Genomic DNA, 24,606 nt, shown 5'->3' with positions numbered 1-24,606 from the left:
TATTACTTCAGGTACCACATGAGCGTGGTTTGTTTATCTGGTCCGAATACAGTGAGTGCTTTCTGGTATTGATCTTCATTGGTATCGCGTTCCCCGGTAGGATAAATATAGCGTTTAGGCAATACCGTAGTAGACGACAGGGGGCCTAGCACAAATTTGGGCAACCCAGTGCGGCGGTTATCAAACCAGGCTTCGGCCCCTTTCAGGAAACCTGCGATCCATTTCTGACCGATGAGTTGTTCCAGCGTACCATTGTACTTTACAGCTGGCTGGCTGAAGTAACCGGAATCAATAGCGGCCTGGTCTACCCCGTAAAACTTCATATTGGCGTGGATACCATCGTAGTACAGGCTTTCCGCGGTTTTACCCGGTACAGTTACTTTACCTGCCTGTACGCATTCTGCCAGGATAAAGCAAACTTCTGCATAGGTGAGCATGCTGGCCTTTAACATATCTGCCTTACTGCTGCTGAACAAAGAAGACAAACGTGAAATATTGTACTTGCCACCGTTATAATCATAAGGTGCAGGAATAGCGTTGGGAACGCCTACATACGGGTTAGGATCTGTTTTCCATCCTGTCAGCGAATCCACCCGCGCTATCCATACTTTCAAGCGGGGATCTTTGCGTTGCAGTAGTGCATCTACAATTTCCTTGCTGGGTTTCCGCTTGTCAAATTCATCAGGTAAGCTTGCCTGCGGGCTGCCTGGCCAGCTGTTAGCGCCTACAGCGCCCTGGTACACGATCTCCGCATTATCTGCATTGCTTTCAAAAATGGGATACTTGTTTTTATCGTTCAGGATCTCCTGCATTTCTGTAAATGCAGTGGGATAGTTCCTGGAGATGCGCAACAACATCCGCAAACGGAGCGAGTTGGCAAACTTCCGCCAGTTCAGCGGTTCTCCTTTATACATCACATCTGCTTTGGTATCCACTTTATCCATATTGCCGGCCAGCTCAGTATTCGCTTCTTTCAGTGTTTGCAATAAAGCAGGGTAAACGGTTTGCTGCTGATCATATTTAGGATGCGCGAGCGTCTGGCTTTTCAGCAGCAGCGCTTCACTGTAAGGGATATCACCAAACAGATCGGTGATATACGCAAAGTTAAAGGCTTCCAGTACTTTGCCTACAGACACATATTGCGGCACATTCAGCTTCTTAGCCAGGTCCATCATTTCCCGGTTGGCCGACAGCTTTGCATAGTAGCTATCCCAGCTTTGAGGGCCCCAGTCGAACTTATCATTTCCCTCATTGCGGACCATCGTAATATAACGGCCGGCGGAAGCGGGCTTATCAAAGTAAGCTTCTTTCTGGTAGTCGTAAGCGGTATTGATCAGCACCGATGATAACAGGAATTCAGGATTGATGACTTCCGATTCATTCGGGTTTACATTGATATCTTCCAGTCCCTTTTCGCAGGAGGCGAAGAGTACACCAAAGATCAGTACCAGGTATTTTAAAGGCATGCGTTGCATAACCATACAATTATTGGTTTAGAAATTGAAACCTATCTTAGCACCGTAAGAACGGGTATAAGGCAATCCCCAGCTGGCCACTCCAGGTGAGAAGCTGCCGTTGGAAATAGTCATGGCTGTTTCCGGGTCATAGCCTTGTTCAGCGGCGGTCCAGGTGAACAGGTTACGTGCGATCAGTGATACCGTCAGATTTCCCAGTGGCAGCTTACCCAGTGTTTTCTTTGAAGATGTGTAGGTAAGAGATGCCTCCCTGAGCTTTACATAACTGGCATCAAAAGTAGAGCGGCCGTTGAAGCTCCAGTAGTATTCACCATAATAGTTTTCGGGATCGGTTACATTATCATTGAGCTTGTATTTGCCGTTGCCTTCATCTATATAGCCGAACAGGATCATGCCGTCTGTACGTTTGTTACCATCCGCATCTGTCCAGGGAAGACCGCCGGTTTTAGGATCGCGACCCGGGATAGTGGTGGTGGTGCGGCCATCGCTGAGCAGGTTCTTTGCCACATAGGAGAAGAAATTACCGCCCTGTCGCCAGTCGATCAGCACATTCAGCGTAAAGCCTTTATAAGAAAAAGTGTTGTTGATACCCAGCATAAAGTCGGGGTTATAGTTACCTATCTTCACATAATCATTTAACTGCTGGTAACCGCCTTCACTGCTCAGTAAAGGTTGTCCTTTAAATTCACCGTCGGGTACTGTAGCCCAGGTTTGTGCATACATATCTCCTATTTCTGCGCCTTCCTTCACGAGGAACCTGATACCTTCCGCACTGCCCAGCTGGTAGCTGTTTACGCCGTCGATAAGCTTCAGTACCTTGTTACGGTTACGGGTATAATTCAGCTGCAGGTCCCAGCGGAACGGCCCTGCTACCGGTGTTGCATTCAACCCTATCTCAATTCCCTTGTTCCTGATCTTACCGGCATTGGTGACCATGTTGGAATAGCCGGTGGCCATAGTTACCGGGATGCGGATGATCTGGTTGCGGTTCACCGTATTGTAATAAGTAAAGTCGATACCTAATCTTCCTTTCAGGAAACGCAGATCAGCGCCGAATTCATGCGAGGTGGCGATCAGTGGTTTCAGGCGGTTGTTCTTTAATACATTACTGATGTTGGCAAGCTTCACATCGTTCCAGTCCTGCCCGAAGCTGAAAGTGTTATACAGGTTATACGGATCGGTATCACCGCCCACCTGTGCCCAGTTGGCGCGTATTTTTGCAAAAGACAGGGCATCGGATTTAATACCGAGCATATCGGATACGATCAGGCTCAGTGATGCCGATGGATAAAAGTAAGAGTTGTTTCCTGCGGGTAATGTGCTGGACCAGTCATTACGCGCAGTGAGGTCCAGGAAAGCATAATTGCGGAAGCTCACCTGCCCCATTCCGTACACACTGTTGATCCGTTTGCTGTAGCGGCTGGAAGTATTTACCACGGTACCTGCCTTGGCATTGGCGATGTTGTACAATCCCGGTATCACCAGCGCTTCCGATTTCTGGCTGGAACCTTTACCTGTCTGGTTCATACGGTTGGCGCCTGCGGATACGGATACAAAGAAATCTGAATTGATATTCTTTTTATAGCTCAACAGGAAGTCGGTGTTCTGTTCCCTGAAAAACTCTGTTTCAAAAGCATAGGCGCCGGTAGGGTTCTTTACTGCGCTGAAAGGCCGTTTGCTTTCGCGGGTTTCAGAGTAGAGGTCCATCCCTGTGCGGCCCATGAGCGATAAGTCTTTCGTGATCTGTATATTCAGTTCCACGTTGCCGGTCATGCGATCCCGATCAAACCCATTGATGAATTCATATGCCACCAGGTAGGGATTATCAGTAGATCCAGGTACATGTGAAAACTGCTGCAGTCCTTCTTTCCCGGGCAGCCAGTAATTACGCAGTTGTCGTATATCCACGTTGGGAGTGGTAGTGTAAACGATGTTGCTCACGCTGCCCCGGTTAAAGGTAGGCCGGTTGCCGCTGCTGTTTTTCGTATAGCCTATATTGGTACTCACCCTGATGCTGGGATTGAGATTATATCCTGCTGCGAGGTTAAGTGTATTTCTTTTCAGATCGGTATTCGGAATGATGCCTTCATTTTTCAGGTTGGTAAACGATAGGCGGAAGTTGCCATCCTTATTATTACCGGTAACGGCAATGTTGTTGGTGAAGGTAGAGCCGGTACGGAAGAAATCCTTGTGCCGGTTGGGATAAGCGACCCAGTCGGTGGGAATAGGCTGTCCGTTGGCATCCAGCGGGCTGTTCCACTGTACATGTTTGGTACCTGTGTTCAGCCTCGGGCCCCATGATGCATCGGAAATTGTTTCATCAGAGCCTTCACGGTCGCCGGAACCAAAGTCATTCTGGAACTCAGGAAATAACCAGGGCTGATCGAACATAGCGCTGGAGTTCACTGAAACGCCCAGTCCTTTTGTAGCGCCGGAGCCGGATTTGGTAGTGATAAGTATTACCCCGTTGATAGCGCGGGAGCCATACAAAGCCGAGGCGCTGGCGCCTTTCAATACGGAGATGCTGGCGATATCGTCGGGGTTGATATCGGAGATGGTGCTGCCATAATCAACTACTACTTGTCCTACCGGTTGTTTCGGGTTACGTACTGCCGGGGCAATAGGGATACCATCCACTACATACAGGGGCTGGTTATAGCCTTCCAGGCTGCTTTGCCCACGTATGGTTACCAGCGAGGTGCCGCCGGGGTCGGAGCTGGTGCTTCTTACGTTTACACCGGTTACTTTGCCTGAAAGAGCATTGGCGATGTTCACTTCTTTCACGGTGCTTACCTGGTCGCCTTTCAGGGTGGCGATAGAATAGCCCAGCGCTTTTTCCTGGCGTTTGATACCGAGGGCGGTTACCACCACATCATCAAGGCTCCGTACAGTGGCTGTTAACTGCACCTGTAGGGTGCCGTTGCCTGCAGCTACTTCTTTCGACTGGTAGCCTACAGAGCGGAATACAAGGATGGCGTTGCTGTTGGCTACCCTGATGGAGAACTGTCCGTCTACATTGGTAGCGGTACCGTTAGAAGTGCCTTTTTCATGCACGCTTACACCGGGAAGAGGTACGCCGCTTTCATCGGTAACACTTCCTTTAACAGTTACTTCCTGTGCTGTTGTGACAGATGCTTCCCCCGTAGCAGGGCGGATAGCATAATCACGGTCGCTCAGTCTAACTGCCTGTAAACCCAGTGGGGCGAGCATTTTCAGTAATTGCGATTCCAGGTTGGCATCTGTAACACGGGTTTGTTTCCCTGCTACAAATTTATCCGCCACCTGTGTAGGCGAATAATTAAAGCTGATGTTAAACCTTGTTTCAAGGTTGGTCAGCATCTGGCGGAGTGGGATAGTTCCTGCTTCCCCGGGCGTATTGCTGCTTCTTACCATCAGTTGCTGTGCGGTTGCGTTGGTGGTTAGCAGCAGCAATAATAGCAGCGTTGCGCTCCAGGGAGCATAAAGCTTCGTAAAGCTCTTTTGCATAACTGTAAATTTTAAAGACCTTATTCAAAAATGATGACTGAATTATTTTGTTTCATTTTCAGCTGATGCACAGTAGCCATTGCTTTTAATAACACTGCAGGATCATCAGCAGGGCCTGAGCCGGTAAATAACAGGCCTTCCGTTTTCTTATTCCTGAACTGGATCCTGTAGCCGTATATATCTTCCAGTTGCTGCGCAACATTTATTAATGGAGTGTCCCTGAAAAGGAGCCGGCGCTGTTTCCAGGCGGTAAGCATAGCCGGATCTGCCTGCAGGCGGTGATGTTCCCCCGGAGCGAAATACATCATATCTCCCGGCTTCATATCCAGGCTGTCGTTCACCACTATCTTTCCTTCTTCCAGTAACACCTTCACCTGGTCATGGCGGTGATACACATTAAAGGCTGTTCCCTTTACTTCAATGGTTACCTGTGGCATCATTACCCGGAATTTAGGATGCAGCCCTGCGGGAGATTTGGATACATTGAAATAGGCCTCCCCGTTCAGGGTAACGGCTCTTACATTTTCTTTGGTCCATTTACGGGGATAAGAGATGGATGAATTGGCATTCAGCTGTACAATAGAACCATCAGGGAGCTGCACTATTTTGGTTTCCCCGAAACCGGTTTGTACAAAGGTGTTTTCTATGGGTGTTTCGCGCTGGGATATATACCTTATACCGGCAAACAGCAATAATGCAGCAGCGGCCGCCATGGCATAGTACCATTGCCTGTGTGGGCGTTCGTTATTTTTTTTAATAACGGGTTCGTCCAGCAACTGGTCTATATTGCCTTTTACCGCCTCCATTTCTTCCCGGCTTATTTCGTTGGTGCGGAACCGTAGCGCCAGCACCAGCGCCCGCGCATCCTGCAGCACCGCCTCCTTTTCCGGGTGCGCCGGTATCCAGCTTTCCCAGAAAGCGGCATTTGTTCCCTCCAGCACCCATGCACGGAATGAGGCGTCGCCGGCAAAATCTGCGGCTTCGAATTCACTATAATTCATAAAAAAGTACCTTGTACAATAAGAAGAGTCACGGGGCGGGAAAATACCCTCAGGGAAAAGCATTTTTTTTCGCGAATTTTGTCTGACTCGCTGATTATGATGATTACGCTGATTTCACTGATTTTATTTTTTGGATTTTATAAGTAATTCGGGGAGATGTAAGCAAATCCGCTTATATCTCCCCGAATCATTTAAAATCAGTTTTTAAATCCAAGAATAAATCAGTGAAATCAGCGTAATCATCATAATCAGCGAGTCAGACAAAATTCGCTCAGCGAAGCATCAGGGCCGATTCATTTTGCGCCAGCAGCTCCTTTAATTCTGCAATGGCCCGGTATATTAAGGTGCGGGCGTATTTTATTTCCTTTAAAAGCATGATGTCGGCAATTTCCTCGTAGGAAAGACCTTCGTAGAAACGGAGATAGATAGCTTCTTTCTGGCGGAGGGTAAGGGCATCCAGTTTTTGTTGCAGCAGGCGGGTGGTTTGTTCGGTGCGCTGCCGGTTAATGAGGATGCTTTCAGGGGAAAGTTCAAGAGCGAAGCTGGAGGCGGTTCCTTCATCCAGGCTGGCCGGCCCGTGGGCCGACTTATCAAGGTAGCGGAACAGTTTTCTCCTGGCAGATACCATCAGGTAGCTTTTGAGGTTGACAGGAAGTGAAAGGCCGGCTCTTTGCACATACAGCTGTGAGAAAAAATCCTGCAACATATCCTTCACCAGCGCGCGGTCTGTTGTAAACCGTATACAGTACCGGAACAGCAGCGGAAAATACCGCCGGTATATCTCCCCGAAGGCTTCCCGGTCTCCGTTACAGAGCCGGGCCCACAGGAGCTGTTCATCTTGCTGAGGATTGTATGGGCTGGTTGACATCTATTATGTGAATTAGCATAAGGATCTTTCACTAAGCTACACATTGGCCGGTTCCCATCATAACTTCCTGTCAGAAATAACATCGATTTAATGTGAAGACAAAGACGCCGGCATCACCTCGCGTATCTGTAAACGCCCGCACCAGCCTCTGAAATCACGGTAGATCTGTTGCAGCGTTTCCTTCTGCTCCGGCGTCAGTTCCAGCGCATGAGCGCGGCTGATAGTGCGTACCGGAACGCCTCTTAACTGCAGGAAATATTTCGCGCTCAGCGGGTACGCAATGTGGATCAGCGGATCCACCCTTTGTAATTCAGACTGTATCCATTGCACATCTTCCTGCCTGCTTTCATCATTCACATGATTACACAGCCATACCAGTATTTCAGGATAAAAATTCCCGGAGATAGACGACATACCCGCCGCTCCCATTTGCATAGAGGCAACAGCGTTAGGCGTATGCGCATCGTAAAACTCCAGCCTGCTGCCGGCTGTCACCGCCAGTTTGGCACGCACGCTTTCTACTTTACAGGAAGTATCTTTATGATAAATAAGACGATTGGTAGCCAGCAATGTTTGTAGTATCTCCGGTGTGATCAGCCTCTTGTAGGGAGCAGGGCATTCGTATAAACCCAGGGGAATATCGCCGGTGAGGGAGAACATCTCTTCAAATCTTTGCAGCAATACACTGTCTGGTTCATCTACATTCGCAAAATGCCCGGTGATCATGATCACGGAATCTACACCGGTATCATAGATCTTCTGTGTAAAGAGTGCTTTGTCTTTTATAGTAAGACCAAATGAACCGGTAGCTACCACCGGTGCACGGCCGTTTACATAACGTACTACGTGCTCGGTAAGCGCCAGTCGCTCATCCTCGCTGATACTGTACATTTCGGACGACAGGCAATTGGCGAAGAAGCCTTTTACACCGGCCTCCAGGTAAAAATCTATCAGGTGTTCCACCATGTCATGATCAATCTGTGCTTTCAAATTAAAAGGGGTGATCATCACCGGTACGAATTTCTTTTGCATAACAAACGGGTTTAAAAAAATCAGGAAGTTTTAAGGCGTTGCAGGCGTGATAACAGCGTACCCGCCAGGAATATTGATAAAGTACCCACCACGATGATCATATGCGCATGCAAATGGCTGCGCAGGTTTACCCATCCGGCAGGCAGGTATTTTGATAACGACATCCACAGGATCACTATAATACCAATGATGGTAGCGGTAACCGCCGTGGCATTTTTTGTTTTGGAGATTATACCCAGCAAAAACAATCCCAGCATACCTCCAGCAAAAATGCCGGATAGCTCCCACCACATATCCAGGATACTTTTTACCCCTATCATGGAAATACCAAAACCAATGGCCAGCAAACCCGATACGGTAGTAGCGATATACAGTACCCGCATCTCTCCCGCAGGAGTGATCTTCGGATCGGCATAGCGCTGGTATATATCTTTCAAAAACACAGTGGCTGTACTGTTCATACCACTGCTTACAGTGCTCATAGCAGCCGAAAGTATAGCTGCTACGATTAGTCCCATCAGTCCTTTGGGTACTTTGCTCACCATAAACCATGGCAGTACCTTATCCCCGTAATCTGCCGGCTGAAGGGATGCAACCGGTACCTGTCTTTCTGCAGCCACCTGTTGTTTCAGCGCCAGCAATGCTTCGGGGTGCTGTTGGGCATACGCATATAAAGCAGTGCCTATAAAAAAGAACACCATGCTCACCGGCACATACCAGTACACGCAAAGCCATATGCTGCGTGAGGCTTCTTTCTCTGAACGGGCAGTATGATATCGCTGTACATAGTTCTGATCCATCCCGAAGTTATTCAGGTTGATAAAGAAGCCATACAGGAACACCACCCAGAAAGTAGAGGTACTGAAATCGCGCAGGGAAAAGCTTCCCAGGGAAAATTTCCCGTCAGTCATTCCTATCCGCCAGATATCTTTTACACCATTATCCATTCCTGTAATTACCAGCCAGAGGATCACAACAGCGCCGGCGGTTTTAACAATACCCTGCAACACCTCTGTCCATATCACTGCTTCCATACCGCCCAATACGGTGTATGTAATAATGCATATACCTGTAACGGTCATGATAGTACGCATTTCCAAACCTGTAAGCGCCTGTAATGCCAGTGCCACCCCGAAAAATATAGAGCCCATACGGGCCAGCTGCATCAGTATAAAACAGACCATTGCATAGGTTCTGGCCCAGGGACCAAAGCGATGCTCCAGGTGTGTATAAGCGCTTACTTCCCCGCTGCGGCGGTAAAACGGCACAAAATATTTTGCCGCAACAAATGCCGCCAACGGCATCGACAAACTGAATACAAAAGCATTCCAGTTACTGCCAAATGATTTTCCCGGTACACCGAGAAAAGTATTACTGCTTAAAAACGTTGCATACAACGAAAGCCCCAAAGCCCAGCCCGGTATGGTTCCGGATGCTGTGGTAAATTGTGCCGCGTTGCCGTTCTTCCGTGAAAACCATATCCCCACTCCAATCATACATAGCAGGTAAATGGCGATTACAGCCAGATCAATTATTGGCAGTTGATGCATAACGATAGATAAAGCAGTTTCAATACGTGGATAAAAATATTACAGCCGTTACACGAAGATTGCTATTTTTTATGGATCAAACAATGTTGAATGTTATGAAAAGAATAGCTTAAATTACTATTGCGATGAACAACCTGGCAGCCAACACACCGACCACCTGGAACTTACCTGATCACCTGAAACGCAAGCTGGAAAAGCATCCGCTTGGAAAGAACCTTTTTATTACCGCCATCGGTCTCTATCCCGAAAATGCCGCCAGGGAAATCAGTGAGCCTAAAGGCGTTCCTGTGTACACCTTATTATATGTAACACATGGAAAAGGATGGCTGGAAACCGGGAAAAAGAAAATGCCTGTCAAATCCAACCAGTACCTTATTTTTCCCAAAGGCCTTGCTTTCAGATCGGGGCCTGCGGCAGATGAGCCCTGGAGGATCTACGCCGTGCAGTTTTCCGGTAAGCTGGCCGATGAAATATACAGTTACCTGGGCACCGGTTTAAAGCCACATACCATTCCCCCACTGGTAGGGCGTAATGCACAGTTCGATGATATACTCCATCATCTCGACCTCATGAATAATATAGAGAACCTGCTGTATGCAAATTTCAGGTTCTACAGTTTCCTGGGCACTTTCCGGCTTACGGTTTTCAATTATATGAAGAAGGGCGCCGACAATATCATTGAACAATGTATACAGCTCATGAAACAGCGGCTGGATCAGCATCTTACCCTGGCCGACCTTTCCAGGGAAACCTGTATTTCTGCCTCGTACCTGTCGGCCCTCTTTAAAGAAAAAACACGCTACTCCCCCATCCAGCTGTTTACCTCGCTGCGGATGCAGAAGGCCAGCCAGTTGCTGAAAGATACCCGTCTTACCATAAAGGAAATTGCAAGGGAAATGGGCTACCCTGATCAATATACCTTCTCCAGGTCGTTTAAACTGATCATGGGGGTATCGCCTAAAAAATTCAGGGATAAAGGGTAAATGATATTAACCAATTGTTAAGCAGTGAGGGATGCGACGTTTCAAAACGAATACATAGAAGGAACGAAACTCCTTCCATCATTTAATACCAACACTCATGCGCTTTTTTATCCCCCGTTATCTATTCCTTATGCTGCCTGTATTTTGTTTACTTACAGGGGCCTGTAAAAAAGACAAGCCTGCAACGCCCGAAAAATCACCTAAATACGAGCTGGTGAAGGGTACCTGGAAACAACAGGACATCGTGCTGGCGGTAGACGTTAAACTGAATAAACAGAACATCCCCAAGGGCACCAGCATCCTTGCACTTGCGCCACTGCTCGGGCCTGGCGGCGCCCTGTTCACCTGTACGGCCGGTAATACCTACCGGTTCAATGAAGACGGCTCCTTTGCCATTGAAGGCTGTACCACGCTGATACTGCCGGTAGCAGGCAACAGCGGTACCTGGGACCTGGACGTACACGATTCGGTGTTGAAACTCGTTTCTGCAAAAAATGAAAATGATCCGCACTGGATCGAAAATATCAGCAGCAGCAACCTGGATCTTTCCCTTACGGTAACCATCCCAGGTGTAGCTACTGTACCGCTTATTTTGAAACTGAAGAAATAAATGAACCGCCGGAGATATCGTATGCTATTGTTGAAAATAACAATAATATAATCGGTAATTCCTTGTATCTTGTTTAGGCTGATCAGATATTTGCTGGCAATTATGGAAAGTATTGTACAGGATATTATCAATGGGAATATCGAAAGTTTTAAACTGGTATACCAACAGTACCATACAAAACTTTACTTCTACGTTCTGAAATGTACACACTCCGTATACATAGCGGAAGAAACCGTGCAGCTTACCTTCATCCTTCTCTGGGAAAAACGGGAAAAACTTTCCATGAGCTTCAGCATCTCCACACAGTTATTTCGTATAGGCAAAAGCGTGATGACCGACCTGCTCCGCAAGCAACAGGTGCGCAACCGCCACACGGAAATACTGGTAAGGGATAACACCAACTGGCATGTGGAAACAGATATCACAGTAAAGGAAGAGCTGACCCGGGTGTATAATAGTATAGAACAACTATCACCCATCCGGAAAAATGTTTTTAAACTCAGCCGCTTTGAAGGACTTCCGCATAAAGAAATTGCCAGGCAGTTATCCATCTCCCCTAAAACAGTTGAAAACCACATTGTGCGCGCCATCCGGCAACTGAAGAATTCCCTGCTGTTACTGCTGCTGCTCCTGTTTTGTTAAGTAAATATGACGAGTGAGGGATTTACCGTTTTCAAACGAATACATACTATGAAGCATTCAGCAATACTTATTGAAAAGTTTCTCCGGGATGAATGCAGTGAGACAGAAAAGCAATGGGTAAAGGAATACATTGCACAGCACCCGGAAGCTTTACAACCTTATTTAACAGAAGAGAGCTGGCATTCTTTCCATACCGGAGAACAATTACCGGAAGCCGTTTCCGGTAAAATGATGACGGTGATAGAAGGACATACCTTTCAGAAAAAACATTCCCATAAACGCTGGTATGCAGCGGCGGCAGCGGTGATACTGATCATTTCCGGCGGACTGCTGTGGACTATATTACGCTCTTCACCGGGAGAGAAAATTGCGGCAACAGAACCGGCGCCGGCTAATATAACAGCTGCTGTTCCTTTGCGCACAGTAATGAACAACACAAAGAAAATGATGCCCCTGCAACTAAGCGATGGCAGCGTAGTGGAACTGGCGCCCCGGAGTGAAGTGAAATACCTGGCAGTATTTACCGGCAACAGCAGGGAAATCTATCTAACCGGGCAGGCCATGTTCAGGGTAACCGCCAATAAAAACCAGCCATTCACCGTGCATGCGGGACAGCTTGGCACTACTGCATTAGGCACCGTGTTTAAAATAACTGCATGGAAACAGAAAGACATTACACAGGTACAGCTGATCAGCGGCAAGGTAGTAGTAAAGCATGAACACGCCGCAATAAAAGAAGTGTACCTGGCGCCCGGGCAGGAGCTTTGCTACGACCAGCAAAAGAAAATGGCAACCGTGAATACGGCTGCCGGCATTAAAAAAGATAAAATACCTGTACGGGTAAACGAAATTATCACCTTTAACAATGAACCGCTGGCTGGCGTTTTCAGACAGCTGTCCGGGAAATATCATGTAAAGATCCAATACATGGAAAACAGCCTTACAGGCATGAACTTCACCGGCACATTCGACAGTAGCAAAGAAACATTAAAAGAATTCCTGGCAACTATTGGTACGTTAAATAATCTTACTATTAATCAGAAAGATGATGTTATCTACATAGTACAATAATCCCGGAAAAATATTTCCCATACTTACAACACCCGCAACCTCTTTGAGGCTGCACAGACTTCCTTTTGCCTAAAATGAAAATTTTATGTGTGTAAAAACCAAACATTTATGCTGCACAACCATCACCTGGGTGTTACTGTTGCTGTGGCAATTAACTCCCGGAAATGTACTGGCGCAAAATACCCGTCCTGCTGCCATTGGCCTGATAAAGAATGAAAGCAATGAAACGCTCCCCGGCGTGATGGTAAAGATGGAAGATGCAGACAATAAAGTACTGGCAAGCACTGTCACTAATGAAAAAGGGATCTTTACATTTACTAAATTACCCGCCGGCGGCCCTTATCATTTTGTGCTGTCGCAAATGGGATATACTACTGATACCCTTCGGGGATATATGATCAGCGACTCCAGCAGGTTATCTTTATCAGTGGTACTGAAAAAAAAAGTAGAAGAATTAAACCAGGTACTGGTAACCGCACTGGGCATAAAAAGGGAAAAGAAAGCGCTGGGCTACTCCGTGGAAGAACTGGGTGGCAAAGAATTTAACCGCATGCCCCAGGAGAACCTACTTAACTCTATGTCCGGCAAAGTAGCAGGCGTTACCATCAACTCCACCGGCGCCACCGGCTCATCTGTAAGTATGATCATACGCGGCGCCACTTCACTCAGCAGCGACAACCAGCCCCTGTTCGTGGTAGACGGCGTACCGGTGGCCAATACCGTTAACAACATCAGCCAGATCGGTAAAGATAATATGGTGGACTATGGCAATGCCATTTCCGATATCAACCCTGACAACATTGAAAGCGTTACCATCCTGAAAGGCCCCAGCGCCGCTGCTTTATATGGCTCCCGCGCGGGCAACGGCGTAGTGCTGATCACCACCAAAACAGGTAAGAAAGTGAACAGGGTAACAGTGGATGCCTACGTTAATTCCGTGTTCGATATTCCTTACAAATACCTGAAGTGGCAAACGAAATTCGGTTCCGGTCAGCTGGCGGGCATTCCTTTTTCCCGCAGCGGCAACCTGCTCACCAATCCCTTTGGTACCATCATCCAGGAAAATGTAGACGGTACTTTCGGTGCAGAACTGGATATGGGTTATGAAGAAGTACAGTGGAACAGCCCACTCGATGCCAACGGAAAAAAAATACCCATGCCCCTGGTCTCGCATAAGAACAACGTAAAGAATTTTGTTAACACCGGCATTACCACCATTGCCGGTGCTTCTGTTGCTAATAACAACGATAAGATCTCCTACCGCATTGCCTATGCCAACATGTCGAACAAAGGGATCATCCCCAACACCGATCTCTATAAAAATACACTGAGCCTGAACTCCGCCTTACAGGTGAATTCAAAGCTCAGTTTAAGCACCAATATTGATTTCAGCCGCAACAACTCCAACAACCGCGCTGCGGGCGACCGTGGCGCCAACCCGTTACAGGCAGTATACAGCATCTCCCCGCATATTGATGTGCGCGACCTGGCCAACTACTGGATGCCGGGCCAGGAAGGGCTGCAGCAACGGACCCAATACAACGGCGTGTTCAATAATCCTTACTTCCTGGCTTATGAAGTAAAGAACGGGTTTGTAAGGGACCGGCTGTTTGGTAATATACGGGCCGACTGGAAAATACTACCCTCTCTCACCTTCATGGCGCGGTATTCACTGGATACCTACGGTGAAAAAAGGGAAACAAAAATTGCCAACAGCTACCTGAATAACCCCGGCGGCGCATATGGTATCATTAACCTCGACAACTATGAGCGCAACATGGATGTGTTGCTTACCTATAAAAAAGCGATCCATCATTTCGATTTCTCTGTTTCCGCAGGAGGCAATATGCGTTACCAAACGGGCAGCAATACCACCACCTCCACCAAAGATGGTACAGGGCTTAATACACCCGGGGTATATACCATCCAGAATATTGCTCCCGCTAATCTCAACTATTATAGCAGCACTTTTGAAAGAGGCGTGAACAGCGTATACGGCATGCTGAATGTTGGCTACAAAGGAATGGCCTACCTGGATGTAACCGGTCGTACCGACTGGTCCAGCACCCTCCCCGGCGCCGCGTCCTATTTCTATCCCTCCGCCTCGCTGAGCGTATTGGTGAATGAAATAGCGCATATCACCTCTGATAAGATCAACCTGGTAAAATTAAGGGCCGGGGCCGCACAGGTAGGTAACGATGCTGCTCCTTACCAGCTGGCAGCAACACTCAGCAGCGTAGGCGCCTGGGGCAATATACCCAGGCTTACTACATCCGGCACCCTGCTGAACCCTTTCCTGAAGCCGGAAATAGCTACCTCCTATGAAGGCGGTACCGACATTAATTTATTCAGGAACCGCCTGCGTTTCTCAGGCACATACTATATTGTTGAGAACAAGAACCAGATCTTCAGTCCTAAAACACCTCCTTCTTCCGGTTACTCTTCTCGCAGCATCAATGCCGGTTTGCTCAGGAGCAGGGGCATTGAGCTAACGCTGGGCGGCACACCCATAGAGCGCAGGAACTGGAGATGGGATGTGAATTTCAACTTCACCCGCAACAGGACACGCATCATTTCACTCCCCGATGATATGCCTTACTATACCCTTTGGGAAGAAGGCAAAGGCGGGGCATGGACCTATGTGGGAGAAGATATAGGCGACATCTACGATGCGCAGCTGGTAACGGTTACAGACAAATCATCTCCTTACTACGGCTACCCGATTCTGGATAACACCGGTAAATGGCAAAGTATAGACGCCATCAACACAAAAAATAAGATCGGCAATTTTAACCCGGACTTCATCATGGGTTTCCAGACATCTGTTTCCTATAAAAATTTTACGCTGAACATGATCTTCGACTGGAGAAACGGCGGCGATTTTGTTTCACAAACATACCGTTACGGGGAAGAACATGGCAACTCACAACTGTTCCTCGATAAGCTCACCAACCCTGGGAATATGAAAGGACAGGAACTGCGCGATTACCTGGTGAGCCACCAGGATCAGATGGTGATCCCCGCGGGCAATAACTTCCCCCTGGTTGGCGGCCCAACACCTGAATACAACAGTTTTCCATTTACCTATGGCCCGTATGTACTGCCTTATGGCGGCGTATTTATTCCCGGTGTAAGGGCCAAGGGATACGACAGCAATGGTAACCCTACCGGCTATACGGAAAACCTTGGCAACGACGGAACGCTTACGCTACCTTATGCCGGCAGTACCGCCTGGTCGTTTACAAGAGCATTCCTGTTCCCTGCATCATACCTGAAGCTGAGGGAAGTGTCGCTCACTTATGAACTGCCGCAACAGGTGATCCGTTCCGCTAAACTGCAACGCGCCAGCTTCTCTGTATACAGCAGGAACATTATCCTGTGGACAGCCGCCAAAATTGGTATCGATCCTGAAAATGCCTACCAGCCTTCCACCGCGGTGCAGGGCTCTGGCATGCAGTTCAAGCAGGGTATTGAAAGATATAATGTCACTCCGTGGGCCATTCCCGTGGGCGCAAAACTGAACGTTACTTTTTAAGAGCTCCTTTAATCCTGATATATGAAAACAGTGCGTACATCTATTATACTCAGCATCGGGCTGCTTTGTTTATCTGTTTCCTCCTGTAAAAAGGACCTGATCAGCATGAACGAAAACCCCAACGGCGCCAATCCCGCTACCACCAATCCCAACCTGGTACTGTCTACCGTGCTCACCACCGCCGGGATGCAGCTGGTAACCCTGGGCTACCAGGATATGGCAGGCGTGATGCAGCATACACAGAAAGATGGCTGGACCACCACGCATAACGAATACGACTGGGCCGGCTCCAATAGCTGGACCGGTTACTACGATGTATTGCGGAACAACCAGCTGGTATATAACCGCGGCGTAGCGCTGAACAGTGAGCTGCACCAGGGCGTGGCGCTGGTAATGAAATCCCTTCTCTTTGGCCTCATCACAGACCTCTGGGGCGATGCCCCCTATACCTTTGCCCTGCAGGGGGAAAATGGCACCCCCGAAACCACGCTGCCGGTATTTGATCCGCAGCAAACTATTTACACAGGGATACTCGCTGATCTTGAAAAAGCAAACACCCTGCTTTCCAAGCCCAAAAGCGCCTATTCCAACCCCATTGATGCCGTGGATGTGTACTACCAGGGCGACCCCGTGAAATGGCGTAAAATGGCCAATTCCCTGGCGTTACGCTACTATATGCGGCTGTCGGAGAAGCTGCCTGCCGTTGCGAAAGCCGGTATTGAAAAAATAGTGGCAGACCCCGCGCAGTATCCGCTGATACTTAATACGGATGGCGCTGAAGATGCTGCCATGTCTTTTCCCGGCAACAGCAATGCGGATTCCTGGCCGGCAAACGTGGCTTACGATACAGACAGCAGCAACTACCGCCGGTTAAAAATGTGCGCCACCTTTGTAAATGCGCTGCAGTTAAGGCATGACCCGCGACTGAGCATATGGGCTAACAAAGTACAGTGTTTTTTATTGGTAGATGATACCAAACCAGCCGGCACCGGCAACGTGTATAAAGCCACAGACACCGTGATTGCAGGCGTGCCGAGGAAGGTAAGATACATCTCCCCTGATGTACTGGCTTCCAAAGGGCTTACCATCAATGATATTAACCAGGACGAAAATTATGTGGGACTGCCGCCGGCCATTTCCGGTCCTGCAGTATATAACCTCAGTCCCGATGCCAGCCAGGCATCCCGCAACCCGCATGTTTCCTGGCTTAACGATATCTACCAGCAACCGAAAGGACCCCTGCTGAAGGCAAGGATCATTTCCGCCTCAGAAGTACATTTTATCCTGGCGGAAGCAGCCGCCGTGAAAGGATGGGCTGCCGGCGATGCCGAAGCGCATTACAACGCAGGCATACAGGCATCGCTTAATGTTTGGGGAGTTGGTGGAAGCGCTGCCGCTTATCTCGCGCAGCCGGCTGTAAAATTCGATCACACACAGGAACAGATCATTGAGCAGAAGTGGATTGCCAGCTGGACCGCCGCCACCGAAGCCTGGGCCGATTACAAGAGAACAGGTTTCCCGGTATTGCATGCCGGCCCTTATGCAAAAGGCCCCGTGCTGCCTGTACGTTTATACTATATGCTGGAAGAGCGTAACCTGAACAAAGCCAATATGGAAGCCGCCGCCGGCAGGCTGGAAGTAACCAGCTATTCCTCCTTTGGCGCCAATGGCAGTAAAAACAGCCCCTGGTCCAAACCCTGGGTGATCCAGGGCACGGGAAAACCATGGTAATTTCTTATATTTCACTAAACCCTTCAAACAATTTACCCGGATATGAAGCAACTCTTTTTAAATGCCGCTGCCGTGTTTGTTCTCCTGCTGAGCCAAACAAACATCTTTGCACAGCAAACAGTAACACCTGCCACCGCCCTTAAAAGTTACCTGAACAATGGGGATACCTCGTTCAAATGGGAACTGAAAGATTCCTTCAATATAACTAACGGTAAAGGCTATAACGTACTGCTCACCTCACAGCAATGGCGGGAATATACCTGGAAACACCAGCTCACCATACTGGTGCCCGATGATATTAAATACGATGGCGCGCTGCTGTTCATCACCGGCGGATCCGTAAAGGAAGGAATGCCCAACTGGAACGGCCCGGAAGATGAACTGTACCAGCAGATGGGAAAAGTAGCAACCATCAACCACGCCATTACCGCCGTTTTACGGCAAACACCCAATCAGCCGCTCTTTGGGAAATTAACGGAAGATGCCCTCATTTCCTATACCCTTCACCAGTTCAAAAAGGATGGCGACTACAACTGGCCGCTGTTATTCCCCATGGTGAAAAGTGCCGTAAGGGCAATGGATGTGATCCAGGAATTTGCTGTGAAAGACCTGCACCGCAAAGTGAATGGCTTCGTGGTGTCCGGCGCTTCCAAACGCGGGTGGACCACCTGGCTCACCGGTGCGAACGATAGCCGCGTAGTAGCCATTGCTCCCATGGTGATCGATGTGCTGAATATGCCGGTAAGCCTGGACTACCAGATCAAAACATGGAAAGAATACAGCGTGCAGATAGAAGACTACGTAAAACTGGGCATTCCCCAGGCGGCGCATACCAGCGAAGGCCAGGCCATCAATACCATGATTGATCCCTACTCCTACCGGAGCAATTTATCTATTCCCAAAATGATATTCATGGGCACCAACGATGAATACTGGGTAGTGGATAATATCAAGAATTATATAGACAGCATTCCCGGTAAAAACCTCATCAACTATGTACCTAATGCAGGTCATAATCTTGGTGATAAAGTACAGGCATTCCAGGGCCTCAGCGCTTTCTTCGGCATGACGCTGAGCAAACAGGCTTATCCTGATTGCAGCTGGACAACCACCACGCATAGCGGTAAAGTACAGCTTACCGCCAAAGCCACCTCCGATCGTTTGCTGGATGTGATCCTTTGGTCGGCCAATTCTTCCGACCTGGATTTCCGCAATGATAAATGGGAATCCCAAAGCCTGGGACAGGCGCACCAGGCTAAAGTGAAAGTGACCACTCCCCTGCCTTCCAATGGCTACCGCGCATTTTATGTGGACCTGAAATACCAGAACGCTACCGGCGGTACCTACACCGTTAGTACGCGTGTATTCGTGACCGATACTAAAGCCATTCTCTGATGAAAGCAACTATATACCTGGCAGCATTGTGCTGTTTTACGATGAATACCTACGCACAAACGCTGCCGGCTACACGAAATAAGTTCGTGGTGGTAGCGCACCGCGGCAACCATGTGGATGTGCCGGAAAACACCCTGGCCGCCATAGAGGAAACCATCCGCTGCGGGGCCGACTACGCAGAGCTGGATCTCCGCACCACAAAAGACGGGCAGCTGGTGCTTATGCATAACGCCACCGTAGATAAAATGACAGATGGTAAAGGCAATGTAGCCGACCTCACACTGGCGGAGATTAAACAACTGAAGGTACGCAGCAGTGATGGAAAAGTATACCGGGTGCCTACCTTTGCCGAAGCATTGCAGGCATGTAAAGGCAGGCTGAATATTTACCTCGACTTTAAAGCCGCCGACGTTTCCGAAACCTGGAAACAACTGCAGGCCGCCGGCATGTATAAACAGGTGGTCGTATATCTCAATGAAAAAGAACAGTACAAAGCCTGGCACAACACAGCGCCTGAAGTACCGCTGATGGCCAGTTTACCGGATGGGATCAGTACGCCGGAACAGCTGGAAAGCTTTCTGAAAAAAGTGCGTATAGCCGTATTCGATAATATTACCGAACCGGAAATGATGGCCGTTGCCAGGAAGTATAACGTAGCTATATGGCTGGATGTGCAAAAGCCCAATGAAGGGCCGGCCGACTGGCAGGCGGCGGTAAATAAAGGCATACAGGGCGTACAAACAGATCATCCGGAAGCGCTGATCAAATATCTTAACGCCAACCACCTGCGGGATGGAGTAACTGCTACGGCATCACTTCAGTGATAAAGGGCCTGCAAATAAACAGCGTGCCCCCAAAAGTTGGACACCTTTGGGGGCATCACAAAACCGGTCCTCTTCCGCTAAAAGAAAATATCTACATAATCCACTACATTATTCCCTTCACAGTTTTCCATTTCCTGCAGGCGCCAGTATTTACGCGCTCCTTTTGCCAGGAAATGATAGGTACCGGTTTTATCGCACACCTTTCCTCCATTCAGTGATTTATCCATGGTTTGAATGGTGCCTTCAAAAGTGAGCTCCCGTGGCGATACTACTTTCAGGATACCATCTATGGTAACAAAGCCGCCGTTCTGCGTATCGCGCTGCTCCCCTTTCACGGTATAATTACCGTCTTTACTTTTCTTTATCTGCACTTTGCCCGGGTTATCCCATCCAATCCACTGGAGGGTAAAATTATGGGCGCCTTCGCGTAAGGCGGCTTCTTGCGCATGGCTGTAATATCCTGTAGTGAGCATACTGCATAACAGGAACAGGGCACGTATCTTTTTCATGATGAAGTGGGTTTAATGAATGCCGGGGAAGTTCTTCAGGTTCCTGGCGAATACTTTTGAATTTTCTTTACTGTCGGATACCGCCCATACCGCCATGGCATACAAAACCGGCTTCAGGTTGGCGCCTGTTTTTGTTAAGCGGTAGGTAACATGTGGCGGCACTACGGGTTTGGCTATACGTATTACCAGGTTATCTGCTTCCAGTTGTTTAAGATGCTGGATCAGCATTTTTTCCGTGATAGCGGGGATGCCTTTTCTCAGGTCGCTGTAACGTTTTTCGCCGGATAACAATTGAAAGAGGATGATAGGCTTCCAGTAGCCGCCGATCTTCTCCATCACGTATGTAACCGGGCATTCATTAAATGCTGCCTGCTTATTGGCCTGTATAACGGAGGCTTCTTTTACTTTGGTCATGACACATACTTTAGGGTAAGTACTTGTACAAAAGTAAGTACAAATCTACTTTTGTGCAAGTAACAAATAAACAAACAAATCATGAAAATTACTTTAACAGGATCATTGGGAAATATCAGTTTACCACTGGCGCAGCAACTGATTGCAGGCGGGCATACCGTAACCATAGTTAGCCATAGCCCCGAAAGGATAAAAGCTATTGAAGCCTTAGGGGCCATCCCTGCCATCGGGTCTGTTGACGATCCCCATTTTCTCCGCAGCGCTTTTAAAGATGCCGATGCCGTATACACCATGATCCCTCCGGCCTTCCAGGCAGCCGATATCCGCCAGTATATGCGTAGTGTGGGAGATAATTATGCCAGGGCCATTGCTGAGAACGGCGTAGGCCATGTGGTAAACCTGAGCAGCGTGGGCGCCCACCTGGCAAACGGTGCAGGGCCTGCCGGGGCTAATCACTATGTAGAAGCAAAGTTGAACGAATTAACGGGGACGCATATACTCCATTTACGGCCCGGCATGTTTTACACAAATTTCCTGGGCAGTATTCCCATGATAAAACAGCAGGGCATCATAGGCAATAATTTCGATGGCTCCGTAAACATGGTACTTACCCATCCACGGGATATTGCCATGGTAGCGGCGGAAGCGCTGGATAATACGCTCCGGTTCACGGGAAAGCATATACGTTATATTGGTCATGAAATAACCGGGGCTGAAGTAGCGGCCATACTGGGTAATGCTATTGGCCGGCCGGACCTTGCATGGATAGGTTTTCCTGACAACGACCTGTTATATGGTTTAATGCAGAACGGGCTTACAGAACAGATGGCGAAAGTATATGTACTGGAAATCGGGGTGGCACTGAGGGAAGACCAACTGCTGGATAGCTACCGGGAACACCGGCATAACGCCGCCGGCAGTATTCATTCCTTTCATCATTTTGCGAAGGACTTTGCGACAGCTTATCATCAACATGCTTAGTAATTACAGGGGTGCTGTGCAGGCGCCCCTGTAAATTATTTTAGTAGGCTTCCGCAAAAGCAGGCGCTCCCATCACTTTCATAAACAGCTCTTCATCCAGCAGGTCTTTCACCGACTTAATAATAAAATCAGGCGAATAACCGAAATGAGCAAGATCACTTTCATGGGTTACACCTGATAAGGTGAGCACCGTGGTGAAGCCCATTGAGCCGGCGCCAAGGATATCTGTTCCCATGGTGTCGCCAATCATCACCGTTTCATCTGTGGTGAGCTGCAGCGCTTTACGCGCCATGCGCATCATCACAGGGCTGGGCTTACCCACGCTGAAAGCCTTGATACCACTGGCAAATTCCAGCATTGCCACCAATGCGCCGCAACCTGCCCTGTATTTACCATCGCCCATGGGGCAATTAGGATCCAGGTTGGTGGCAATTAATTTAGCGCCTTTCATGATCATGTTAATGGCTTTATCAACAGATTCCAGCATGATGGTTCTTCCTTCCCCGATAATCACATAATCCGGCTGGTCATCTACTATAGAATAACCTGCATTGTACAGCTCCGTCAGCAAACCACCTTCGCCGATCACATAGGCGGTACCATTTTCTTTTTTGGATGCCAGGTATCTTGCAGTGGCCATGGCGCAGGTAAAAATATCAGTATCATTTACCTTAAAGCCCATTTTATTCAGCTTGTAACATACATCCCTGCTGGTTCTCTGGCTATTGTTGGTAAGAAAGAGGAAGGGCAGGCCTTTTTCTCTCAGCCCGTTAATAAATTCCACAGCCCCGGGAATTGGTTCACTGCCTTTGTAGATGACTCCATCCATGTCGATTAGAAATCCCTTTTTTTTCATAGCAAATCAGGTGTTGGTTTTTAAACTGGTTTATTGCTCAAAAAGATCCATGGAATGAATAAAGGAAGATTCATGGAATGAATAAAGGCAGGAAGCTGCATAGATGCAGTGATCAGATATCTCCCCTAAAGATAATAAAATAAATTAAAAAGTTATTTTTTTATGGGGATGAATAACCGGGGTTATGGATTTGTTTGTAAAAATAATTCCAGGTGGCGATTAAATATTTCCGGTTGCTCCATGTTGGGCATATGTGATGCATCTTTTATCACCGCCAGTTGCGCGCCATTGATACGCGCCTGCATGCCTTCCGCCACGGCTACCGGTGTAAACCCGTCTTCTTCCCCTACCACAATCAACACAGGGCAGTGAATATTTGGCAGCATAGCCGTATGATCCCTTCTTTCGGCCCTGCCCCGTTGCACAGCAGCGGCGCCCAGCGGGTTGGTGCTTTCCATCATCTCACGCAGATGTTTTACTACATCCGGTTGCGTTGCCATCGTTTTTTTACCGAGAAACTCGTGCAGGTGCTGCGTGATATAAAAATGCATTCCCTTCTCTGCTAAATTATCCGCCAGCTGCAACCTCGCCCGGTAGCTTTGTGCGCTTTCCGCCTTTGCATCTGTATCTGCCAGTACCATGGCATGAAACAACTGCGGCGCCAGCCGGTACAGATCAAAAAGTATCTGTCCGCCCATAGACAGGCCCACAAAAGTGGCTTTCGTAATTTGCAGCGCCTCCAGCAAATGAATGATGTCCAGCGCCAGCTCGTCCAGCAGCGTAGTGCCCGAAGGAATACCGGTTTCCCCATATCCCCGGAGATCAGGTACTATCAGGCGTTTATTTGTTTTGAAAGCGGCCACCTGCTGATCCCACATACTGCGGTTAAACGGCTGCCCATGAACAAACACTATCACATCCCCTCTTCCATGATCATCGAATACCATGTTAATTCCTCTTACCTTTATTTCGTGCTTCATTATTAATGAGACTTTTGTCTCACAAAAGTAGTATCTTTACACCGGAAATCAAACATTCACTTATAGGATATGGGCAAATTATCACTGGATGACGGCAGGATAGAACAAAAATTAAAGACAAGGGAAAAGCTGCTGGCAGTAGCCAACACGCTATTGCTGCAGGGAAAAGATATCAGCGTGGAGCTGGTAGCCAAAGAAGCCGGTATCTCCAAAGCCACGGCCTACCGCTATTTTACGGGAACGTCTTCCTTAAAGCGGGAGGCTTCCCTTCAGCTCAAAGCCCAAACGAGCGACGACCTGTTTGCCGGTATCCCTGAAAAAGACCTGAAGGCAAGGGTCAATAAACTGATCGATTATCACTTCGATCTCTTTACAAAAAATGAAACGGAGTTCAGGTTGTTCCTCAGCTCTGTCATATCAGAATCCATTCACCCTGAAAGCGGCTATTCCAGGGCAGGCCGGCGTATTGTGCTGATAGAGGAAGCTCTGAAGCCACTGCGGAAAACATTGCTTCCCGCTACCTTCCGGCACATGGTAAATGCGTTGGCTGTTTTTTTCGGGATAGAATCGATTACAGTGCTGAAAGACCTCTCCCAGCTGGATAATAAAGAAGTGCTGGAAACATGGCGCTGGGCGGTACACAGGATTGTGTTCGGGTAGGTG

At 48.3% G+C, this 24,606-nt stretch carries 20 protein-coding genes; 10 read left to right on the top strand and 10 right to left on the bottom strand.

The window, feature by feature from the left end; all coding sequences use genetic code 11:
- Positions 1-2: 2 nt before the first annotated feature.
- From FN124_RS29700 to FN124_RS29675, 6 genes are all read right to left on the bottom strand, one after another.
- Positions 3-1,481: a SusD/RagB family nutrient-binding outer membrane lipoprotein gene (locus tag FN124_RS29700; protein WP_142688428.1), complete on the bottom strand. Its 1,479-nt coding sequence runs from the start codon at positions 1,479-1,481 to the stop codon at positions 3-5.
- 12 nt (positions 1,482-1,493) lie between these two features.
- Positions 1,494-4,961 carry a SusC/RagA family TonB-linked outer membrane protein gene (locus FN124_RS29695; protein ID WP_142688427.1) on the bottom strand — a complete coding sequence of 1,156 codons (3,468 nt, stop codon included), beginning with the start codon at positions 4,959-4,961 and terminating at the stop codon, positions 1,494-1,496.
- Positions 4,962-4,981: 20 nt separating this feature from the next.
- Positions 4,982-5,962, bottom strand: coding sequence for a FecR family protein (locus FN124_RS29690; protein ID WP_185937457.1), 981 nt, complete (start codon positions 5,960-5,962; stop codon positions 4,982-4,984).
- 271 nt (positions 5,963-6,233) lie between these two features.
- Positions 6,234-6,830, bottom strand: a complete 597-nt coding sequence (locus FN124_RS29685; RefSeq protein ID WP_142688425.1) for an RNA polymerase sigma factor — start codon at positions 6,828-6,830, stop codon at positions 6,234-6,236.
- A gap of 87 nt (positions 6,831-6,917) precedes the next feature.
- Positions 6,918-7,862: a dihydrodipicolinate synthase family protein gene (locus tag FN124_RS29680; RefSeq protein ID WP_142688424.1), complete on the bottom strand. Its 945-nt coding sequence runs from the start codon at positions 7,860-7,862 to the stop codon at positions 6,918-6,920.
- Positions 7,863-7,882: 20 nt separating this feature from the next.
- Positions 7,883-9,412 carry a sodium:solute symporter family protein gene (locus FN124_RS29675; protein WP_142688423.1) on the bottom strand — a complete coding sequence of 510 codons (1,530 nt, stop codon included), beginning with the start codon at positions 9,410-9,412 and terminating at the stop codon, positions 7,883-7,885.
- A gap of 125 nt (positions 9,413-9,537) precedes the next feature.
- Between FN124_RS29675 and FN124_RS29670 the strand changes: the two genes are divergently transcribed.
- The 8 genes from FN124_RS29670 (at position 9,538) to FN124_RS29635 (ending at position 20,203) form a co-directional block, all read left to right on the top strand.
- Positions 9,538-10,395, top strand: coding sequence for an AraC family transcriptional regulator (locus FN124_RS29670; RefSeq protein ID WP_142688422.1), 858 nt, complete (start codon positions 9,538-9,540; stop codon positions 10,393-10,395).
- Between the two features lie 97 nt (positions 10,396-10,492).
- Positions 10,493-11,005 carry a hypothetical protein gene (locus FN124_RS29665; protein ID WP_185937456.1) on the top strand — a complete coding sequence of 171 codons (513 nt, stop codon included), beginning with the start codon at positions 10,493-10,495 and terminating at the stop codon, positions 11,003-11,005.
- A gap of 102 nt (positions 11,006-11,107) precedes the next feature.
- A complete protein-coding gene (locus FN124_RS29660; RefSeq protein ID WP_142688420.1) occupies positions 11,108-11,647 on the top strand; it encodes a sigma-70 family RNA polymerase sigma factor in 540 nt (179 codons plus the stop codon).
- 48 nt (positions 11,648-11,695) lie between these two features.
- Complete coding sequence (locus FN124_RS29655; protein ID WP_185937455.1) at positions 11,696-12,718, top strand: FecR family protein; 1,023 nt, start codon at positions 11,696-11,698, stop codon at positions 12,716-12,718.
- Positions 12,719-12,803: 85 nt separating this feature from the next.
- Positions 12,804-16,253 carry a SusC/RagA family TonB-linked outer membrane protein gene (locus FN124_RS29650; RefSeq protein ID WP_142688418.1) on the top strand — a complete coding sequence of 1,150 codons (3,450 nt, stop codon included), beginning with the start codon at positions 12,804-12,806 and terminating at the stop codon, positions 16,251-16,253.
- Positions 16,254-16,274: 21 nt separating this feature from the next.
- Positions 16,275-17,984, top strand: coding sequence for a SusD/RagB family nutrient-binding outer membrane lipoprotein (locus FN124_RS29645; protein WP_142688417.1), 1,710 nt, complete (start codon positions 16,275-16,277; stop codon positions 17,982-17,984).
- Positions 17,985-18,026: 42 nt separating this feature from the next.
- Complete coding sequence (locus tag FN124_RS29640) at positions 18,027-19,379, top strand: PhoPQ-activated pathogenicity-related family protein (protein WP_142688416.1); 1,353 nt, start codon at positions 18,027-18,029, stop codon at positions 19,377-19,379.
- Positions 19,379-20,203 (top strand): glycerophosphodiester phosphodiesterase family protein, encoded by an 825-nt coding sequence (locus tag FN124_RS29635; protein WP_142688415.1) that lies wholly within the window; start codon positions 19,379-19,381, stop codon positions 20,201-20,203. Before FN124_RS29640 ends, FN124_RS29635 begins: the two co-directional genes overlap by 1 nt.
- Before the next feature lie 77 nt (positions 20,204-20,280).
- Here the strand turns inward: FN124_RS29635 and FN124_RS29630 are convergent, their stop codons facing one another.
- Positions 20,281-20,712, bottom strand: a complete 432-nt coding sequence (locus tag FN124_RS29630) for a hypothetical protein (protein ID WP_142688414.1) — start codon at positions 20,710-20,712, stop codon at positions 20,281-20,283.
- Between the two features lie 12 nt (positions 20,713-20,724).
- Positions 20,725-21,126, bottom strand: coding sequence for a winged helix-turn-helix transcriptional regulator (locus tag FN124_RS29625; RefSeq protein WP_142688413.1), 402 nt, complete (start codon positions 21,124-21,126; stop codon positions 20,725-20,727).
- An 81-nt stretch (positions 21,127-21,207) separates the two neighbouring features.
- Here FN124_RS29625 and FN124_RS29620 point away from each other — a divergent pair, with 81 nt between their 5' ends.
- Complete coding sequence (locus FN124_RS29620) at positions 21,208-22,107, top strand: NmrA family NAD(P)-binding protein (protein ID WP_142688412.1); 900 nt, start codon at positions 21,208-21,210, stop codon at positions 22,105-22,107.
- A 40-nt stretch (positions 22,108-22,147) separates the two neighbouring features.
- Here FN124_RS29620 and FN124_RS29615 read toward each other — a convergent pair whose 3' ends face one another.
- Positions 22,148-22,963 carry an HAD-IIA family hydrolase gene (locus FN124_RS29615; RefSeq protein ID WP_142688411.1) on the bottom strand — a complete coding sequence of 272 codons (816 nt, stop codon included), beginning with the start codon at positions 22,961-22,963 and terminating at the stop codon, positions 22,148-22,150.
- A gap of 182 nt (positions 22,964-23,145) precedes the next feature.
- Entirely contained in the window at positions 23,146-23,943 is a 798-nt protein-coding gene (locus FN124_RS29610; RefSeq protein ID WP_142688410.1) for an alpha/beta fold hydrolase, read from the bottom strand.
- A 69-nt stretch (positions 23,944-24,012) separates the two neighbouring features.
- Here FN124_RS29610 and FN124_RS29605 point away from each other — a divergent pair, with 69 nt between their 5' ends.
- Positions 24,013-24,603, top strand: a complete 591-nt coding sequence (locus FN124_RS29605; protein ID WP_142688409.1) for a TetR/AcrR family transcriptional regulator — start codon at positions 24,013-24,015, stop codon at positions 24,601-24,603.
- Positions 24,604-24,606 lie beyond the last annotated feature (3 nt).

Origin of the sequence: Chitinophaga polysaccharea (assembly GCF_902150045.1) — a bacterium.
GTDB lineage: Bacteria > Bacteroidota > Bacteroidia > Chitinophagales > Chitinophagaceae > Chitinophaga > Chitinophaga polysaccharea_A.
Note: the sequence above shows the minus strand (reverse complement) of the source record. Positions and strands in the feature narration are given on the sequence as shown.

What these genes read in the sequence shown, in the direction of transcription:
- FN124_RS29615 (WP_142688411.1), bottom strand. Translation starts at nt 22,963, where the DNA reads ATGAAAAAAAAGGGATTTCTAATCGACATGGATGGAGTCATCTACAAA.
- FN124_RS29655 (WP_185937455.1), top strand. Translation starts at nt 11,696, where the DNA reads ATGAAGCATTCAGCAATACTTATTGAAAAGTTTCTCCGGGATGAATGC.
- FN124_RS29690 (WP_185937457.1), bottom strand. Translation starts at nt 5,962, where the DNA reads ATGAATTATAGTGAATTCGAAGCCGCAGATTTTGCCGGCGACGCCTCA.
- FN124_RS29650 (WP_142688418.1), top strand. Translation starts at nt 12,804, where the DNA reads ATGTGTGTAAAAACCAAACATTTATGCTGCACAACCATCACCTGGGTG.
- FN124_RS29635 (WP_142688415.1), top strand. Translation starts at nt 19,379, where the DNA reads ATGAAAGCAACTATATACCTGGCAGCATTGTGCTGTTTTACGATGAAT.
- FN124_RS29665 (WP_185937456.1), top strand. Translation starts at nt 10,493, where the DNA reads ATGCGCTTTTTTATCCCCCGTTATCTATTCCTTATGCTGCCTGTATTT.
- FN124_RS29700 (WP_142688428.1), bottom strand. Translation starts at nt 1,481, where the DNA reads ATGGTTATGCAACGCATGCCTTTAAAATACCTGGTACTGATCTTTGGT.
- FN124_RS29645 (WP_142688417.1), top strand. Translation starts at nt 16,275, where the DNA reads ATGAAAACAGTGCGTACATCTATTATACTCAGCATCGGGCTGCTTTGT.
- FN124_RS29680 (WP_142688424.1), bottom strand. Translation starts at nt 7,862, where the DNA reads ATGCAAAAGAAATTCGTACCGGTGATGATCACCCCTTTTAATTTGAAA.
- FN124_RS29630 (WP_142688414.1), bottom strand. Translation starts at nt 20,712, where the DNA reads ATGAAAAAGATACGTGCCCTGTTCCTGTTATGCAGTATGCTCACTACA.
- FN124_RS29675 (WP_142688423.1), bottom strand. Translation starts at nt 9,412, where the DNA reads ATGCATCAACTGCCAATAATTGATCTGGCTGTAATCGCCATTTACCTG.
- FN124_RS29660 (WP_142688420.1), top strand. Translation starts at nt 11,108, where the DNA reads ATGGAAAGTATTGTACAGGATATTATCAATGGGAATATCGAAAGTTTT.
- FN124_RS29625 (WP_142688413.1), bottom strand. Translation starts at nt 21,126, where the DNA reads ATGACCAAAGTAAAAGAAGCCTCCGTTATACAGGCCAATAAGCAGGCA.
- FN124_RS29695 (WP_142688427.1), bottom strand. Translation starts at nt 4,961, where the DNA reads ATGCAAAAGAGCTTTACGAAGCTTTATGCTCCCTGGAGCGCAACGCTG.
- FN124_RS29685 (WP_142688425.1), bottom strand. Translation starts at nt 6,830, where the DNA reads ATGTCAACCAGCCCATACAATCCTCAGCAAGATGAACAGCTCCTGTGG.
- FN124_RS29620 (WP_142688412.1), top strand. Translation starts at nt 21,208, where the DNA reads ATGAAAATTACTTTAACAGGATCATTGGGAAATATCAGTTTACCACTG.
- FN124_RS29610 (WP_142688410.1), bottom strand. Translation starts at nt 23,943, where the DNA reads ATGAAGCACGAAATAAAGGTAAGAGGAATTAACATGGTATTCGATGAT.
- FN124_RS29605 (WP_142688409.1), top strand. Translation starts at nt 24,013, where the DNA reads ATGGGCAAATTATCACTGGATGACGGCAGGATAGAACAAAAATTAAAG.
- FN124_RS29640 (WP_142688416.1), top strand. Translation starts at nt 18,027, where the DNA reads ATGAAGCAACTCTTTTTAAATGCCGCTGCCGTGTTTGTTCTCCTGCTG.
- FN124_RS29670 (WP_142688422.1), top strand. Translation starts at nt 9,538, where the DNA reads ATGAACAACCTGGCAGCCAACACACCGACCACCTGGAACTTACCTGAT.